This window comes from Paracoccus versutus (assembly GCF_029909795.1).
In the GTDB taxonomy this organism is placed as follows: domain Bacteria; phylum Pseudomonadota; class Alphaproteobacteria; order Rhodobacterales; family Rhodobacteraceae; genus Paracoccus; species Paracoccus versutus.
In genome coordinates, this window is record NZ_CP038196.1 from 941928 (window position 1) to 958558 (window position 16631).

Sequence of the window (16631 nt, forward strand, 5' to 3'; positions counted from 1 at the left end):
TAACGGCGCCCTGCCGGGGACGAGCAGATAAACGAGCAGCGTCGGAACAACCGGCAGGCAGGCAGGAATGACGGTAGTAGATTTCCGCTCTTCGGGCGGGTTTGACGGGTCGCAGCCCCACAGGCTGTCGCAGGGCTATCCCCACGCCGACGGGCAGCAGGGCTATGCCGAGGATTGGCAGGACCAGGACTGGCAGGACGGTGGCTGGGACGAACAGCACCCCTACGCCCATGCCGAATCGCTGGCCGAATCGCCTTCGCTCCTGGGGCGGATCACGCGGCTGACGCATTACCTGGGGGCGCTGGTCTCGGTCGGGCTGATCGTGATCCTGGCGGTCTGGGGCTACAAGCTGGTGGTGCGCGACGTCTCGGGCGTGCCGGTGATCCGCGCCATCGAGGGCGAGGCCCGCACCGCACCCGACAATCCGGGCGGCGAGCTGACCCAGCGCACCGGCCTGGCGGTGAACACGGTCGCCGCCGGCGCCGAAACCGCGGCAGTGGACCGCGTGGCCATCGCGCCCGCCGCGACGCCGCTTGACAGCCAGGACGTGCCCATGGGCGAGCTGGGCGCGACGGCGCAAGAGCCCTCGCATCCGATCGAGGCGCCGCTGATCGACGAAACCGCCCGCGTCATCGCCCGCCCCGACGGCGAGACCCTGGCCCAGCCCGATGCGGCCGCGGAAAGCGTCGCCAGCGCAGTGATCTCGGACGCGCCCGCCGCCGATGCGCCGGTGAACGAGGCCGTGACCGACCTGGCCGGCAACGAGACGCGCGACATGGCCATCACCACCGCGCTGGCCGAGGCCGGGGCCCAGCCGGTGCCGGGCGCCATCGCGCAATCGCCGCGGCCCGCACCCCGTCCGCGCCGCGTGGCCGCCGCCGCCCCGGCGGTCGCCAGCGATGCCGCGCCCGCGCGTGCCGCGGCCGAAAGCCGCCCCGCCGCCGCGCCCGAAACCCCGGCACCGGCACCGGCACCGGCGCAGGTCGCCTCGGGTGCGCCGCTGGTGCAGATCGGCGCCTTCGACAGCGATGCGCTGGCACGGGGCGAATGGAACCGCGTCTCGGGCAAGTTCGGCGCGCTTTTCGCCGGCAAGGGCATGGTGGTCCAGGAACACAAGGCCAATGGCCGCAGCTTCTGGCGCCTGCGCGCCGCCGGCTTCGAATCGCGCGACGAGGCGCGGCGCTTCTGCGCGGCGCTGATCGCCGAGGGCGTGGACTGCATCCCCGCCATGGCGAAATGAGCCGCTGAGATGGCCGGCGCCACCATCCTCGGCGGCATCGCCGGCCCGGACCTGAGCCGGGTCGAGCGCGACTTCTTTCGCGCCGCCGATCCCTGGGGCTTCATCCTGTTTGCGCGCAACGTCGATACGCCGGACCGCCTGCGCCGGCTGACGGCCGAGCTGCGCGAGGCGGTGGGCCGCGACGCTCCGGTGCTGGTGGACCAGGAGGGCGGGCGGGTCCAGCGCATGCGCGCGCCGCACTGGACCGACTGGCCGGCGCCCCTGGACCAGGCGGGCCGGGGCGAGCGCGCCGTCTGGCTGCACCATCACCTGCTGGCGCAGGAATTGCGCGCCGTCGGCATCGACGCCGATTGCGCCCCGGTCCTGGACATGGCCCGCGACGAGACCCATCCCTTCCTGAAGAACCGCTGCCTCGGCTCGGATGCCGAAACGGTGATCCGCCTGGGCCGGGCCGCGGCGCAGGCTATGCTGGCCGCCGGGGTGCTGCCGGTCGTCAAGCACATGCCCGGCCATGGCCGGGCGCGGGTGGACAGCCACAAGGACCTGCCGGTGGTCGAGGCTTCGCTGGACGAGCTGCGCGCCACCGATTTCGCCCCGTTCCGCGCGCTTGCCGACCTGCCCATGGCGATGACCGCGCATATCCGCTTTGCCGCCATCGACGATGCGCCCGCCACCGCCTCGGCCGCCGTGATCGACCTGATCCGGCGCGAGATCGGCTTCGACGGGCTGCTCATGTCCGACGACATCGGCATGCAGGCGCTGTCCGGCAGCCCGGCCGAGCGCGCTGCCGCCACCATCGCCGCCGGCTGCGACCTGGTGCTGTCCTGCAACGAGACCCCGGCGCAGATGGAAGAGATCGTCGCCGCCGCCGGCGCCATGGCGCCCCGCGCCGTCGCGCGGGCCGAGGCGGCGCTGGCGCTGCGCCGAGCGCCGGTGCAGCAGGATATTGCTTCGCTGCGGGCGGAACTGGCGGCGCTTGGCGGGCTGGCGGCCTGATCGGTTGACTAGGCCCGGTCTATCGCGGATTCTGCGCAGGTTCCCTAGCCTGGACGCGACATGACCAAGGTGCCCTACCTGACCCCCGTGCCCGACCCCGCGCCGGACCCGGCGCCGCATCTGCCGGGGCTTGGGCCGCAGGCCGTGGCCGAGCGCCGCGCCGAGGAGGTGCTGGTCGTCGATGTCTCGGGCTTCGAGGGGCCGCTGGACCTGCTGCTCACGCTGTCGCGCACGCAGAAGGTCGACCTGATGCAGGTCTCGATGCTGGAGCTTGCCGACCAGTATCTGGCCTTCGTCGACGAGGCCCGCGCGCTGCGCATCGAGCTGGCCGCCGATTACCTGGTCATGGCCGCCTGGCTGGCCTATCTGAAATCCCGCCTGCTTCTGCCGCCCGACCCCGAGGCCGAGGGCCCGTCGGCCGAGGAGATGGCGGCGCATCTGGCCTTCCAGCTGGAACGGCTGAACGCCATGCGCGAGGCGGCGGCGCGGCTGATGGCGCGCGACCGGCTGGGGCAGGACCGTTTCGCCCGCGGCGCGCCCGAAACCGTCGCCCGGCAGCGCCAGGTCGCCTGGCAGGCCGGGCTGATCGACCTGATGCGCGCCTATGCCAGGCTGCGCACCCGCGACGAGTTCCGGCCCTATGCCTTCGACCGCCGCGACGTGCTGACCATGGAGCAGGCGCTGGACCGGGTGCGCGGTCTGATCGGCTATGCCGGCGACTGGACCGCGCTTTCCGCCTTCCTGCCCGAGGGGTGGGAGGCCGACCCGCAGCGCCGCCGCTCGGCCACCGCGGCGACCTTTGCCGCGACGCTGGAACTGGCCCGGCAGGGCGCGGTCGAAATCAGCCAGGCCGGCACCTTCGCCCCGATCACCATCCGCAGGCGCCCAGAATGAGCCAGGACGACACCGCCCCCGATCCGCAGCGCTTTCCGCCGCCGCCCCTGCCCGAGCAGGAGCGCATGGTCGAGGCGATCCTGTTCGCCTCGGCCGAGCCGATGAGCCAGCGCGAGATCGCCGCCCGCCTGCCGGCCGGCTGCGACCCGGCCGAGGCGCTGCGCGCCTTGCGCGCCCGCTACGAGGGGCGGGGGGTGCAGCTGGCGCGGGTGGGCGATGCCTGGGCCTTTCGCACCGCCGCCGACCTGGGCTTCCTGATGCAGGAAAGCGTGGTCGAAAGCCGCCGCCTGTCGCGCGCCGCGACCGAGACCCTGGCGATCATCGCCTATCACCAGCCCGTCACCCGCGCCGAGATCGAGGAGATCCGCGGCGTCGCCGTCAGCCGCGGCACGCTGGACCAGCTGATCGAGCTGGACTGGGTCCGCATCGGCCGCCGCCGCCAGACCCCCGGCCGGCCGGTGACGTTCGTCGTGACCGAGGCCTTCCTGGATCATTTCGGCCTGGAGAGCGCCCGCGACCTGCCGGGATTGGCCGAGCTGCGCGCGGCGGGCCTGCTGGAATCGCGCCCGCCGGGCGAGGGGCTGGCGCCCGGCCTGTTCGGCGAGGCGGACGGCGAGGATGCCGGGGCCATGGCCGAGGATCTGTTCGAAGATGAATGAAGAATTGGCTGTAACGCCATGAATTTTAATCGGTTAATTTCCGTTCTGACGCGTAAGGTCGCGAACCGGCTGCTGAACTGGGGCATCCGGCGGATGAATGCGCCCAAGCCGGGCGCGCGTCGGACCCCTCAGCAGCGAAGCCGCGAAAAGACCATGCGCGAGGTGGTCAAGCGCGCCCGTCAGGCGGCGCGCATCACCCGGCGGATGTGATAGGGGGCTCTGCCCCCGTCGCGCTGGCGCGCGACTCCCCCGGGATATTGGGACACGGAAGAATGCAGGACGGGCGGCTGTTCAGGCGAATTGCTTGGCGAGCTTGAGGCCTTGGCCCTGGTAGTTCGAGGCGATGCCGCTGCCGTAGAGCCGTTCGGGGCGCGCGGCCATGCGCTCGTAGACCAGGCGGCCGACGACCTGGCCGTGTTCCAGCGCGAAGGGGGCCTCGTGGCAGCGCACCTCGAGTACGCCGCGCGCGCCCCGGCCGGCGGCGCCATGGCCGAAGCCCGGATCGAAGAAGCCGGCGTAATGCACGCGGAACTCGCCCACCATCGCCAGGTAGGGTGCCATTTCGGCGGCGTAATCGGGCGGGATCGCCACCGCCTCGCGGCTGACCAGGATATAGAAGGCGCCGGGGTCGAGGATCAGCTGGCCGTCGGTGCTGCGCAGCTCGTCCCAGAAGTCGCGGGCCTGGTAGGCGCCGATCCGGTCGAGGTCGATGACCCCGCTATGCGGCCGGGCGCGGTAGCCGACCAGGTCGCCCGCCCCGGGGCGCAGGTCGACCGAGAAGCCCAGGCCGTCGTCGATCAGCGCCTCGCCCGTCACCAGCGGCTCCTGCGCGTGCAGCTTGCGCAGCTCGGCATCCGACAGCACCGCCTGACCCTGGCGCAGCCGCAGCTGGTTCAGCCGCATGCCGGGCCGCACCAGGACCGAGAAGCTGCGCGGGCAGATCTCGGCATAGATCGGGCCGTCGTAGCCCTGGGGCAGGCGGTCGAACTCGGTGCCCTCGTCGGTGACCAGCCGCGTCAGCAGGTCGAGCCGTCCGGTCGAGCTTTTGGCATTGGCGACCGCGTCGAGGCCCTGGGGCAGGGACAGCCGCTCCATCAGCGGCACTAGGTAGACGCAGCCCTTTTCCAGCACGGCGCCGCCGGCAAGGTCCATGCGATGCATCTCGAAATCCTTGAGCCGGTCGCCGACCCGGCGCCCGCGTCCGGCCAGGAACGAGGCGCGCAGCCGCCATGCCGTCGCGCCCAGGCGCAGGTCGAGGCTGGCAGGCTGGACCTGTTCGGGCAGGATCGGCTGGTCGGCCGAGATCGCACCGCTTGCGATCAGCTGGCGCAGGGACGTATCGGGAAGCACACCGTTCACGCGAAACCCTTTCGGCAAAAGGAAACGCCCACCCCCGGACGGGGATGGGCGTTTTCGGAATGGTCGGGCCGGCGAGATTCGAACTCGCGGCCTTCCGCCCCCCAGACGGACGCGCTAACCAGGCTGCGCCACGGCCCGACGAGGGGCATATAGAGCGAAGCGGGCCGCCAGCACAAGGGGCCTGGGACGGAAATTTCGGCAAGAATCTCGATTGCTGTGGATAGTCCGCCGGCGCGGGCCGGAAAGCGGGCGGCCATGCGCGTCAGCGCGCGCCGGCCAGCGCGTCGCGCAGGGTTTTCGCCTGCGCGGGCAGGGGCTTGCCCTGCAATTCGTGCTGGCGCAGCGCCAGGGCGGTGGCCACCAGCCGGCCGAGCCAATCGGCTGCGGGTTCCCGGCCCGGATCGAGCGCGGCGAAGAGCGGCAGCGATTCGGCCTGCCGGGCCGGAGGGTTCGGCCGGGCCGGCCGGGGTGCGGCCTTTGCCGCCGTCGGCGCGGCCTCCCGCTCGGGCAGGGCCAGGCGCACGGCGGGGCCGGGGTGGTCCGCCGCGCCGGCCTCGCCCAGGGTCTCGCCCAGGCGGGCGGCGCCGATCTCGCGCAGGGCGGCGCCGCGGTCGGCGGCGATCAGCCGCTTGGCGCCGCGGATGCTGAGCCCTTCCTCGCGCATGACCTGGCAGAGGCCGGCGGCCAGCCGCACGTCCTCGGGCCGGTAATAGCGGCGGCCGTCGGCGCGTTTCACCGGCGCAAGCTGCGTGAATTGCGATTCCCAGTAGCGCAGCACATGCGGCGCGACGCCCACGAGGCGCGAGACCTCGCCGATGGATCTGAAGGCGTCGGGGGACTTGCTCATCAGCCCTTGCGCCTGTTCCCCGCCGCCACCCGATCCTTCATCAGATGCGACGGCCGGAAGGACAGCACCCGGCGCGGCGTGATCGGCACCTCTTCCCCGGTCTTGGGGTTGCGGCCGATGCGTTCGTTCTTGTCGCGGACCGAAAACGTGCCGAAGGACGAGATCTTGACCTGCTCGCCGCGCACCAGCGCATCGGAGATATGGCCAAGCACGCTTTCGACAAGCTGGGCCGATTCGTGGCGGGACAGACCCACCTCACGGAACACGGCCTCGGCCAGGTCCATGCGGGTCAGGGTAGAGTCGCTCATCTCGGAAACCTCTTGAATGGTGCGAAGGATGATTTCTTTACGGCGCCGAGTCAACAACCCCGGCCCGATTCCGTTCCCTCATCGGCCGATTTTGTTCCGCATTATTCGCGCCTTACCCGCAAGACCCCGCGCATGGCCGCCTGCGGGCTGCTTGGAATGGCGGCAATCCGCGCCTATCTTGGAAGGGAAAGGGCAAGCGGGACGGAGCTGACATGGCCGGCGGTTGGGCGCGCGACGATGCGGTGAACGAGCAGATCGAGGTTTCCACGCAGGAGGCGATCGAGCGGATGCGGCTGCGCAATGCGCAGCGCGTGGCGCAGGAAAGCGCCTTCATCTGCGAGGAATGCGACGAGCCGATCCCCGAGGCGCGGCGGCAGGCGATTCCGGGCGTCCGGCTGTGCGTGGACTGTCAATCCGGCCGCGACAAGGCCTGGCGGCCGGCGGCGGGCATCAACCGGCGCGGATCGAAGGATTCGCAGCTGAAATAGCGGCTTACCAGCGCAGCACGACCGAGCCCCAGGCGAGGCCGCCGCCGATGGCCTCGGCCACCAGCACGTCGCCCGGCTTGAAGCGGCCCTCGGCATTGGCCACCGACAGCGCCAGCGGGATCGAGGCGGCCGAGGTATTGCCGTGGTCGGCCACCGTCAGCACCACTTTTTCCATCGGCAGGCGCATGCGCTTGGCCGTGGCCTCGATGATGCGCAGGTTGGCCTGGTGCGGCACCAACCAGTCCACCTGCTCGGGCGTCAGCCCGGCGCGGTCCAGCGCGCGATGGGCGGTGTCGGCCAGCTTTTCGACGGCGTGGCGGAAGACCAGGTTGCCCTGCATGCGCAGATGCCCGGCGGTGCCGGTGCTGGCCACGCCGCCGTCGACATAGAGCAGGTCGCGATATTGCCCGTCGCTGTTCAGGTCGGTCGCGAGGATTCCGCGGTCGGCGGAGGTGCCCTGGCCCTCGGCCGCCTCCAGCACCACGGCGCCGGCGCCGTCGCCGAACAGCACGCAAGTGCCGCGGTCGGTCCAGTCCATGATCCGGCTGAAGGTCTCGGCCCCGATCAGCAGCACGCGATCGGCAAGCCCGGCGCGGATCATCGCATCGGCATTGGCCAGCGCATAGACGAAGCCGGCGCAGACCGCCTGCAGGTCATAGGCGAAGCCCCGGCGCATGCCCAGCCCGGCCTGCACCATGGTCGCGACCGAGGGGAAGGTCAGGTCGGGGGTCGAGGTGGCCACGATCACCGCGTCGATCTGTCCGGCGTCGAGCCCGGCATCGGCCAGCGCCGCCTGCGCGGCCAGGATGCCCAGGTCGCTGGTGCGCTGGTCCTCGGCGGCGAAATGGCGCCGCTCGATGCCGGTGCGGGCGCGGATCCATTCGTCGCTGGTGTCCAGCTTGTCCTCGAACCAGCTGTTCTCGACCACGCGCTCGGGCAGGTAATGGCCGGTTCCCCGGACGATCGCACGCCGCATCAGGACGCCTCGCTTTCCTTGCTGCCGTTGATTTGGCCGGCCGCCGCGACGGATTGCGCCACGCGCGCCGCCAGCCGGTCCTGAAAGCCGGATTGCGCCAGCCGGAAGGCCAGCTTGATCGCCGCCGAGACGCCGGTGGCATCGGCCGAGCCGTGCGATTTCACCACCGTCCCGTTCAGGCCCAGGAAGACGCCGCCGTTGACGCGGCGCGGGTCGATGCGCTTTTGCAGCCGCCGGAGCGAGCCCATGGCCAGCAGCGCCGCGAATTTCGACAGCACGGACTTGCCGAAGGCTTCCTTGAGCAGCTCGCCCACCAGCTTTGCCGTGCCCTCGCCGGTCTTCAGCGCGACATTGCCGGTGAAGCCGTCGGTCACGATCACGTCGACGCGGGCCGAGGGCAGGTCGCCGCCCTCGACGAAGCCGACATAGTCGAAATTCGCCGCCTGCGCCGTGGTGGGGATCAGCTCATGCGCCTGTTTCAGCTCGGGCCGGCCCTTGTGGTCCTCGGTCCCGACGTTCAGCAGGCCGACGCGCGGCCGCTCGAGCCCGAAGCCGTTGCGGGCATAGGAGGCGCCCATCAGCGCATAGGTCAGCAAGTCCTGCGCATCGGCGCGGATGTCGGCGCCGACGTCGAGCATGACGTTGAAGCCCTGCGGGTTGCGCGAGGGCCAGAGGCAGGCGATGGCGGGGCGGTTCACGCCGGGCAGCTTGCGCAGCCGCAGCATCGAAAGCGCCATCAGTGCGCCGGTATTGCCGCAGGAGACGGCGGCCGTCGCCTCGCCCCGGCGCACCGATTCGAGGGCGGACCACATCGAGGTGCCCTCGCCCTTGCGCAGCACCTGGCTGGGCTTGTCGCCCATGGTGACGACGCCGGCGGCGTCGCGGATGTCGCAACGCCGGGCCAGATCGCCGCGGCGGGCGATCAGCCGTTCCAGCTCGGCCCGCGGGCCGTGGACGATGAAGCGGATGTCGGGATTCTTGCTGGCGCTTTCGGCCATGCCGGCGACCACCGTCGCCGGGCCGCGGTCGCCGCCCATCGCGTCAACGGAGATCACCACGCCGCCCCCGTCGCCAGGGGCGCGAGGCAGAGTGCTGGAATCTGCCGAAGCCATATCCGCGGTCGGTCCGCTCAGGCCGCGTCTTCGTCCAGGTCGACCTCATTGGCCTGCGCCACGACCTCGCGGTCGGCATAATGGCCGCAGGAGGGGCAGACGTGATGCGGACGCTTCAGCTCGCCGCAGTTGGGGCATTCGTTCGGGTTGCCGGCGACGAGCGCATCATGCGAACGGCGCATGTTGCGGCGGGAGCGGGTAACTCGGTTCTGAGGGACGGCCATGTCTCAACCTCAAGGGGTTCGGGGGGCAACCAGCCTGGGCGGCCCCGGATTCGGTGTTCTTGTCTGGGGCGGGCATAGGCCACTGGAGCGTTGGCCGCAAGTCGCGAAAACTGCTCGCAAAGCGGGGGCCGCGGTCCGGGATTCCCCCGCCGGTCGAATGAAGGCGGCAAAATAGCGGGATTTTCGTATTGCGCAAGGGAAAACTGCAAGGGAAGCGGCGCATGCGCGCCGCTGCCTCCGGCGGGGATATTTAAGCAGGAAGAAGCCGGGCGCCAGTGGGGCGGGCCGGGTTCAGCGGCCGAGCTTGGCGTGGACTTCCTCGAGGTCGATCTCGTTTCTGGGCAGCTTGTTGTCCGGGTCGTCGAAGTCGTATTTGAAGAGCTGGAAGTCCTTCTTGTAGATTTCCCAGACCAGGTGGCGCGACAGGTCGTCGAAATAGGCGCTGACCTTGTGGGCGCGCTTGGGGCCGTGGCCTTCGGATTCGTTGAACCTGGGCACGTCCTTCACCTTCAGCCGCACGGGGGTCGGCGCGGCGTCCAGCACCTTCTGCATGCCCTCGTCGAATTTCTCGGTGAAGAGGATCTGGTCGTAGCGCCCGCCGTTGACGATGAAGGTGGCGACATGGCCCGAGACGGCCGACCAGTGGATGTCCGGCTCCATCGGCCGGCGCCAGCGGATGGTGTCGCGCGCAAACAGCAGGAAGCGGCGGAAGCTGGCGACCTGGTCGAATTCGAAGCCGTTCTCGGGGCTGCCGACGTCGACGCCGTAGCGTTGCATCAGTTCCGGCACCAGGTTGCTGCGGTAACGCTTGCCGTTGCGCTGGATACCCGCGATCTTGTCGAAGAACGAGGACAGGATGCGCGCATAGGGGTTGCGCACGCAGGTGAAGGTCAGCGCCTTGTGCGCCGCCACGTTCGCCTCGATCAGCGGCTGGCTTTCGGGCTGGTTCCACTTGTGCAACCCGGTGGTGGCGTCGTGGATGTCGCCGTCGAAATAGCGGCCGTGGTCGGAATAGAACATGATCTGCCCGATCGAGGAGCAGGCGCATTTCGGGACGACGCGATAGACCATGCTTTCGCTTTCCGTCATCCACGTTCCTGGAAAACCCATAACTCTCATTCCCTTTACAAAGACTATGCCGGCCGCGGCGGATATGCCGGCGGGTTGCCCCTTCGGCCAAAATCGGTAAGGACACAATGCAAATCACCGGCAGAGTTTCAACCAGTGTGAGCATTGCCCGCGTGAAGCGGACAAGATGGGTAACGAGATGGCGCGTATTGCCTTTATTCTGCTGTGCCACAAGGATCCCGAGGGCGTGGTGGCGCAGGCTCGCCGGCTGACCGCCTCGGGCGATTACGTGGCGATCCATTTCGACGGCCGGGCCAATCCGCGCGACTACGAGCTGATCCGGGCGGCGCTGGCCGACAACGCCTCGGTGGTCTTTGCGCAGCGGCGCTGGAAATGCGGCTGGGGCGAATGGTCGCTGGTCGGCGCCACGCTGGAGGCGGTGCGCGCCGCCGTCGCCGCCTTTCCGCGGGCCACGCATTTCTACATGCTCTCGGGCGATTGCATGCCGATCAAGTCGGCCGAATATGCCCATGGCCTGCTGGACGGCGAGGATTGCGACTATATCGAGAGCTTCGATTTCTTCGAATCGGACTGGATCAAGACCGGCTTCAAGGAAGAGCGGCTGGTCTACCGGCACTGGTTCAACGAGCGCACGCAGAAATGGCTGTTCTATGCCAGCTACGATTTGCAGAAGCGATTCGGCCTGCGGCGCCGGGTGCCGGCCGACATCCAGGTCATGATCGGGTCGCAATGGTGGTGCCTGCGCCGCCTGACCGTCGAGAAGGTGCTGGATTTCTGCGCCAGCCGGCCGGACGTGATGCGCTTCTTCTCGACCACCTGGATCCCGGACGAGACCTTCTTCCAGACCGTCGTACCCCATGTCGTGCCGCGGCGCGAGATCCGCACCCGCACGCTGACCTACCTGATCTTCACCGACTACGGCATGCCGGTGACTTTCTACAACGATCATTACGACCTGCTGATGGGGCAGAACTACCTGTTCGCCCGCAAGATCAGCCCCGAGGCGATCCGGCTGCGCGAGCGGCTGGGCGCGCTTTGGGCGGCCAGCGGCGTGCATTTCCCGATCTCGAACGAGGCGACGGGGCTGTTTCGCTTCCTGACCGGGCGGGGCCGGGTCGGGCGGCGCTTCGGCCAGCGGTTCTGGGAGGCCGAGGGCAGCCTGGGCCGCGACAACACGCTGCTGCTGGTGGTGGCCAAGAAATGGCATGTCGCCAAGCGGCTGACCGCGGCGATCCGGGCGCATACGCCGATTCCGGCGGTGGACTACCTGTTCAACGAGCCCGAGGCGCATCTGCCCGACCTGGGCGGGGTCGAGACCACGGTCGAGAAGCGCGACCGGCACCGGCGCGCGCTGATCCGGCTGCTGTTCCAGCATTTCGAATCGAACCGGCTGGTCTTGTGCCTGGACCCCTCGGCGCTGTATCTGATCCAGGATCTGACCTCGGACAAGGCCGATACCCGCGTCCTGCTGGTGGATTCCGAATTCGACGACGATTACCTGCGCGGCCATATCGCCCGCGTGGGGCTGGCCGGGAGCGAGACCGCCCCCGAGGTGATCGAACGGCTGCTGCCCATGGTGCGCGCCGACCTGGAACACGAGGCCGAGCGGCTGCGCGACATGGATTTCCCCGGCTTCCATTCCATCGCGCCCTGGCGGCCGGTCGCCGAGAATACCGCGCAACTGGCGCGTTTCCTGGATCTGCCGGCCGAGACCGCGCTGGCGCTTGCCCGGACCGACCACCTGTTCAGCGACTGAGGAGAGAGCCATGCCCGCCTATGACGACAGCAATATCTTCGCCCGCATCCTGCGCGGCGAGATCCCCAACGACACCGTGCTGGAGACCGAGCATACGCTGGTCTTCCGCGACATCCGGCCGCAGGCGCCGGTGCATGTGCTGGCGATCCCCAAGGGGGCCTATGTCAGCTACGACGATTTCGCCGCCAATGCCTCGGATGCCGAGATCGTGGATTTCCACCGCGCCCTGGCCAGGGTGGCGCGCGAGCTGGGCGTGGCGCTGGATGGCGGGCTGGGCTTCCGCGCCATCACCAATGCCGGCGAGCATGGCGTGCAGGAGGTGCCGCATTTCCACATGCACATCCTGGGCGGCCGGCCGATGGGCCGCATGGTTCAGCCGGGCTGAGGCGCCGGGCGCGAGGTCAGCTGGACGAAGACGTCCTCGAGGTCCGGCGCCTCGACCGCGAGGTCGCGGATCGGCAGGCCCGCGGCGCGCAGCGCGTCGATCAGCCCGTCCGTCGGGATGCGCGAGGGCGCATAGCTGAGCGCGAGCCGGCCGTCCCCGCGCCGTTCGGCCCGCACGCCCTCGGGCAGGGCGGGCAAGGCGCGGGCCTCGCCGGTATCGACGACCAGCGTCTTGGAATCGGCGCGGCCGAGCAGGGCGGCGGTATCCTCGCACAGGATCAGCTCGCCATGGTCGATGATGGCGATGCGGTCGCACATCTCCTCGGCCTCTTCCAGGTAATGCGTGGTCAGGATGATGGTCATGCCCTGGTCGTTCAGCCGGCGCACGTTGCGCCACAGCATCTCGCGCAGATGGATGTCGACGCCGGCGGTGGGTTCGTCGAGGACCAGGATCTGCGGCCGATGCACCAGCGCCTTGGCCAGGAGCAGCCGCCGCTTCATGCCGCCCGAGAGATGGCGCGAATAGCTTTCCGCCTGTTCGGTCAGCCCGACGAGTTCGAGCAGTTCGTCGGTCCAGCGCTCGCGCTTGGGCACGCCGTAGAGTCCGGCCTGCACCTCGAGGCTGGCGCGGGGGGTCAGGAAGGGGTCGATGTTGAGTTCCTGCGGCATGACGCCGATGGCGGCGCGGGACTGGCGCGGGTTCACGTCCTGGTCGAAGCCCCAGATCATCACCTTGCCGGCGGACTTGCGCACCAGCCCGGCCAGGATGTTGATCGTGGTCGACTTGCCGGCGCCGTTGGGCCCGAGCAGGCCGAAGATCGAGCCGGCGGGGATCGCGAGGTCCAGTCCCTTGACCGCCTGTTTCGCCGGCGCCTGGCCGGCGGCGGCATAGGTCTTGGTCAGGCCGCTGATTTCGATGGCGTTCGGGCTTTGCTGGGGGGCTGGCATCGGCTCTTCGCGTTCATTATGATCGCCGCCGGTTTAACCCCGTTTGTCGTCAGAGCTCAAGGAACCGCCATGACCATTCCGGCCCCCGAGATCCAGACCGTCACCTCCTGGAAGGTCGCCTGCGACGGCGACGAGAAGCGGGGCCTCGGTCATCCGCGCGTCTGGCTGGCCATTCCGCGCGATACCGGCTGGGTCGAATGCGGCTATTGCGACAAGCGCTTCGTCATCGACCGCGAACACGCGCACGACGACCACTGAAGCTCGGCTGCCGCCTGGGCCCGCCCGCCGCGGCGGCTTTCCCAGGTGGCCCCAGGCGGCCCCAGGCGGCAATGCCCGGCCGGCCGGGGCGTTGCGACGCCTCCGGCGGGGGTATTTTCAAACGGAGAAAGCCGGGCCGCGCGGCCTTGGCCCCAGGGCCGCTTCGTGGCATCAAGGCGGGCGAATGCAAGAGCAGGGGGCGCGCACATATGACGGACGGATTCGGCAAGGGCCATCACCTCCACCTGATCGACGGCTCGGCCTTCATCTTTCGCGCCTATCACGCGCTGCCGCCGCTGACCCGGCGCTCGGACGGGCTTCCCATCGGGGCGGTGGCGGGTTTTTGCAACATGGTCTGGAAATACCTGCAGGACGGCAAGGGCTCGGACCAGCCGACCCATGCCGCGGTGATCTTCGACCATTCGGCGCGCACCTTCCGCAACGACATCTATCCGCTCTACAAGGCCAACCGGCCCGAGCCGCCCGAAGACCTGCGGCCGCAGTTCCCGTTGACCCGCGAGGCGACGCGGGCCTTCAACATCGCCTGCATCGAGACCGAGGGTTTCGAGGCCGACGACATCATCGCGAGCCTTGCCTGCCAGGCGCGGGACGCGGGCGGTCGGGTGACGATCATCAGCAGCGACAAGGACCTGATGCAGCTGGTCGGCGGCGGGGTCGAGATGATGGACCCGATCAAGGGCAAGCCCATCGGCCCCGACGAGGTGCGCGAGAAATTCGGCGTCGGCCCCGAGCGGGTGGTGGATGTGCAGGCCCTGGCCGGCGATTCCATCGACAACGTGCCGGGCGCACCGGGAATCGGCATCAAGACCGCCGCGCAACTGATTGACGAATACGGCGACCTGGAGAGCCTGCTGGCGCGGGCGGAGGAGATCAGGCAGCCCAAGCGGCGGCAGACGCTGATCGACCATGCCGAGCAGATCCGCATCTCGAAGCGGCTGGTCGAGCTGGATTGCCGCATGGCGCTGGACTTCACCCTGGAGAGCCTGGAGATCCGCGAGCCCGATCCCGAGGCGCTGCTGGATTTCCTGGTTCGGATGGAGCTGCGCACCCTGACCAAGCGCGTGGCCGAGCGGTTCGGCGCCGAGCCGCCGAGCATGGCCGAGGCGGCGCCGGTGCCGGCCGCCGTGGCCGGGAGCGGGGCGGGGAGCGGGGCCGGGACGGGGGCCGCGCCGGCGGCCGAACTGCCGGCGATCGACCGCAGCCTTTATGTCACCATCCGCGACGAGGCGGTGCTGGCCGAATGGCTGGCCGAGATCGCCGAAAAGGGCGTGGTCGCCATCGACACCGAGACCACCGGGCTCGACGAGATGCAGGCCGAACTGGTCGGGGTCTCGCTTTGCACCGGGCCGGGGCGGGCGGCCTATCTGCCGCTGGGCCATGTCGACGGCGCGGCGGACCTGTTCGGCTCGGGCGCGCGGGTCGAGGGGCAGATGGACCGGGAGCGGGCGCTGGCCATGCTCAAGCCGGTGCTTGAGGACCCCTCGGTGCTGAAGATCGGCCAGAACGTCAAGTACGACTGGAAGCTTCTGGCCCGCCACGGCATCCGCATGGCGCCGCTGGACGACACCATGCTGCTGTCCTATGCGCTGAATGCCGGGGCGCACAACCACGGCATGGACGAGCTGGCGGACCTGTACCTGGGCCATCGCTGCCTGCCGATCAAGGATCTGATCGGCTCGGGCAAGGCGCAAATCAATTTCTCGCAGGTGACGATCGACAAGGCCAGCGAATATGCCGCCGAGGATGCCGAAGTGACCTGGCGGCTCTGGCATCACCTGCGCCCGAAGCTGGCGCCGAACCATGTCACCACCGCCTATGAGCGGCTGGAGCGGCCGATGATCGCGGTGCTGGCCGATATGGAGATGGCGGGCATCCGCATCGATTCCGAGCATCTCAAGCGCATGTCCAACGCCTTTGCCCAGAAGATGGCGGGGCTGGAGGCCGAGATCCACGAGCTGGCCGGCGGGCCCTTCAACGTCGGCAGCCCCAAGCAGCTGGGCGAGATCCTGTTCCAGCGCATGGGCCTGGCCGGGGGCAAGCAGGGCAAGACCGGCGCCTTTTCCACCGGGGCCGAGGTGCTGGAGGACCTGGCCGCCGAGGGGCACGAGCTGCCGGCGCGGGTGCTGGACTGGCGGGCGATCTCGAAGCTGAAATCGACCTATACCGATGCGCTGCCCCTGCATGTGAACCCCGAGACCGGGCGGGTCCATACCTGCTATTCCATCGCCGGGGCGCAGACCGGCCGGCTGGCCTCGACCGATCCGAACCTGCAGAACATCCCGGTCAGGACCGACGAGGGGCGGCGCATCCGCGAAGCCTTCGTCGCCGGGCCGGGGATGCGGATCGTCAGCCTGGACTACAGCCAGATCGAGCTGCGGATTCTTGCGCATGTGGCGCAGATCCCGGCGCTGAAGCAGGCGTTCCGCGACGGCATCGACATCCATGCCATGACCGCGAGCCAGATGTTCGGCGTGCCGGTCGAGGGCATGGACCCGATGATCCGCCGCCGCGCCAAGGCGATCAACTTCGGGGTGATCTATGGCATCTCGGGCTTTGGCCTGGCGCGCAACCTGCGCATTCCGCGGGCCGAGGCGCAGGCCTTCATCGACACCTATTTCGAGCGTTTCCCCGAGATCCGCGCCTATATGGACCGCACCGTCGCCGGGGCCAAGCAGGACGGTTTCGTGCGCACCCTGTTCGGGCGGCGGATCATGACGCCGGGCATCAACCAGTCCGGGCCGGCGGCCGGCGGGGCGCGGCGGGCGGCGATCAACGCGCCGATCCAGGGTGCGGCCGCCGACATCATCCGCCGCGCCATGATCCGCATGCCAGAGGCGATCGGCCACCTGCCGGCCCGGATGCTGCTTCAGGTGCATGACGAACTGGTCTTCGAGGTTGAGGAATCTGCCGTGCCCGAACTGGTCGCGGCGGCCCGCGGCGTCATGCAGGGCGCGGCCGATCCCGCGGTCCGGCTGGACGTGCCGCTGATCGTCGATGCCGGGCAGGGGGCGAACTGGGCCGAGGCGCATTGAGCGGCGGCGGTCGCGTGGGTGGCGCGGCCGCAGGGGTATT

18 protein-coding genes and 1 tRNA gene are annotated in these 16631 nt (G+C 69.5%); 10 read left to right on the forward strand and 9 right to left on the reverse strand.

Features of this window, described 5'->3' with window-relative positions:
• The first annotated feature begins 67 nt into the window (after positions 1-67).
• From E3U25_RS04615 to E3U25_RS04635, 5 genes are read left to right on the forward strand one after another with little or no spacing between them, the layout of a single operon-like run.
• Complete coding sequence (locus E3U25_RS04615; protein WP_116221071.1) at positions 68-1240, forward strand: SPOR domain-containing protein; 1173 nt, start codon at positions 68-70, stop codon at positions 1238-1240.
• 9 nt (positions 1241-1249) lie between these two features.
• Positions 1250-2236 carry a beta-N-acetylhexosaminidase gene (nagZ, locus tag E3U25_RS04620; RefSeq protein WP_116221070.1) on the forward strand — a complete coding sequence of 329 codons (987 nt, stop codon included), beginning with the start codon at positions 1250-1252 and terminating at the stop codon, positions 2234-2236.
• Between the two features lie 60 nt (positions 2237-2296).
• Positions 2297-3130 (forward strand): segregation and condensation protein A, encoded by an 834-nt coding sequence (locus E3U25_RS04625; RefSeq protein WP_181180980.1) that lies wholly within the window; start codon positions 2297-2299, stop codon positions 3128-3130.
• Positions 3127-3789 carry an SMC-Scp complex subunit ScpB gene (scpB, locus tag E3U25_RS04630; RefSeq protein ID WP_116221069.1) on the forward strand — a complete coding sequence of 221 codons (663 nt, stop codon included), beginning with the start codon at positions 3127-3129 and terminating at the stop codon, positions 3787-3789. Before E3U25_RS04625 ends, scpB begins: the two co-directional genes overlap by 4 nt.
• 18 nt (positions 3790-3807) lie before the next feature.
• Positions 3808-3999 (forward strand): hypothetical protein, encoded by a 192-nt coding sequence (locus E3U25_RS04635; RefSeq protein ID WP_116221068.1) that lies wholly within the window; start codon positions 3808-3810, stop codon positions 3997-3999.
• A gap of 81 nt (positions 4000-4080) precedes the next feature.
• Here the strand turns inward: E3U25_RS04635 and E3U25_RS04640 are convergent, their stop codons facing one another.
• The 4 genes from E3U25_RS04640 to ihfA all read right to left on the reverse strand — a co-directional run bounded on the left by E3U25_RS04640 (position 4081) and on the right by ihfA (position 6303).
• A complete protein-coding gene (locus tag E3U25_RS04640) occupies positions 4081-5148 on the reverse strand; it encodes a 2'-deoxycytidine 5'-triphosphate deaminase (protein WP_116221067.1) in 1068 nt (355 codons plus the stop codon).
• Positions 5149-5208: 60 nt separating this feature from the next.
• Positions 5209-5286, reverse strand: a tRNA-Pro gene (locus E3U25_RS04645).
• Between the two features lie 124 nt (positions 5287-5410).
• Positions 5411-5995, reverse strand: coding sequence for a MerR family transcriptional regulator (locus tag E3U25_RS04650; RefSeq protein WP_072460762.1), 585 nt, complete (start codon positions 5993-5995; stop codon positions 5411-5413).
• Positions 5995-6303 (reverse strand): integration host factor subunit alpha, encoded by a 309-nt coding sequence (gene ihfA / locus E3U25_RS04655; RefSeq protein ID WP_011748157.1) that lies wholly within the window; start codon positions 6301-6303, stop codon positions 5995-5997. Before ihfA ends, E3U25_RS04650 begins: the two co-directional genes overlap by 1 nt.
• 212 nt (positions 6304-6515) lie before the next feature.
• On the opposite strand from ihfA, the gene E3U25_RS04660 reads away from it, so the two are divergent.
• On the forward strand, positions 6516-6791 hold the full coding sequence (locus E3U25_RS04660) for a DksA/TraR family C4-type zinc finger protein (protein WP_036749548.1): 276 nt from the start codon (positions 6516-6518) through the stop codon (positions 6789-6791).
• 4 nt (positions 6792-6795) lie between these two features.
• Here E3U25_RS04660 and E3U25_RS04665 read toward each other — a convergent pair whose 3' ends face one another.
• The 4 genes from E3U25_RS04665 to E3U25_RS04680 all read right to left on the reverse strand — a co-directional run bounded on the left by E3U25_RS04665 (position 6796) and on the right by E3U25_RS04680 (position 10213).
• The gene (locus E3U25_RS04665; RefSeq protein WP_036749551.1) at positions 6796-7767 is read right to left on the reverse strand and encodes a beta-ketoacyl-ACP synthase III; all 972 of its coding nucleotides are present in this window, start codon (positions 7765-7767) and stop codon (positions 6796-6798) included.
• Positions 7767-8879: a phosphate acyltransferase PlsX gene (gene plsX, locus E3U25_RS04670; RefSeq protein WP_116221066.1), complete on the reverse strand. Its 1113-nt coding sequence runs from the start codon at positions 8877-8879 to the stop codon at positions 7767-7769. Before plsX ends, E3U25_RS04665 begins: the two co-directional genes overlap by 1 nt.
• A gap of 17 nt (positions 8880-8896) precedes the next feature.
• Positions 8897-9103, reverse strand: a complete 207-nt coding sequence (rpmF, locus tag E3U25_RS04675; RefSeq protein ID WP_010392407.1) for a 50S ribosomal protein L32 — start codon at positions 9101-9103, stop codon at positions 8897-8899.
• Between the two features lie 291 nt (positions 9104-9394).
• Positions 9395-10213, reverse strand: coding sequence for a sulfotransferase family protein (locus E3U25_RS04680; protein ID WP_116221065.1), 819 nt, complete (start codon positions 10211-10213; stop codon positions 9395-9397).
• A 157-nt stretch (positions 10214-10370) separates the two neighbouring features.
• On the opposite strand from E3U25_RS04680, the gene E3U25_RS04685 reads away from it, so the two are divergent.
• Positions 10371-11948, forward strand: a complete 1578-nt coding sequence (locus E3U25_RS04685) for a DUF5928 domain-containing protein (RefSeq protein ID WP_036749561.1) — start codon at positions 10371-10373, stop codon at positions 11946-11948.
• A 10-nt stretch (positions 11949-11958) separates the two neighbouring features.
• The gene (locus E3U25_RS04690; RefSeq protein ID WP_072460758.1) at positions 11959-12333 is read left to right on the forward strand and encodes an HIT domain-containing protein; all 375 of its coding nucleotides are present in this window, start codon (positions 11959-11961) and stop codon (positions 12331-12333) included.
• Here E3U25_RS04690 and E3U25_RS04695 read toward each other — a convergent pair.
• Complete coding sequence (locus E3U25_RS04695; protein ID WP_116221064.1) at positions 12321-13280, reverse strand: ABC transporter ATP-binding protein; 960 nt, start codon at positions 13278-13280, stop codon at positions 12321-12323. The two genes, E3U25_RS04690 and E3U25_RS04695, sit on opposite strands and share 13 nt — an antisense overlap.
• A 69-nt stretch (positions 13281-13349) precedes the next feature.
• Here E3U25_RS04695 and E3U25_RS04700 point away from each other — a divergent pair, with 69 nt between their 5' ends.
• Both E3U25_RS04700 and polA read left to right on the forward strand, forming a co-directional pair.
• Positions 13350-13538 carry a zinc-finger domain-containing protein gene (locus E3U25_RS04700; protein ID WP_036749567.1) on the forward strand — a complete coding sequence of 63 codons (189 nt, stop codon included), beginning with the start codon at positions 13350-13352 and terminating at the stop codon, positions 13536-13538.
• Positions 13539-13747: 209 nt separating this feature from the next.
• On the forward strand, positions 13748-16591 hold the full coding sequence (polA, locus tag E3U25_RS04705; protein ID WP_116221063.1) for a DNA polymerase I: 2844 nt from the start codon (positions 13748-13750) through the stop codon (positions 16589-16591).
• The last annotated feature ends 40 nt before the right edge of the window (positions 16592-16631 follow it).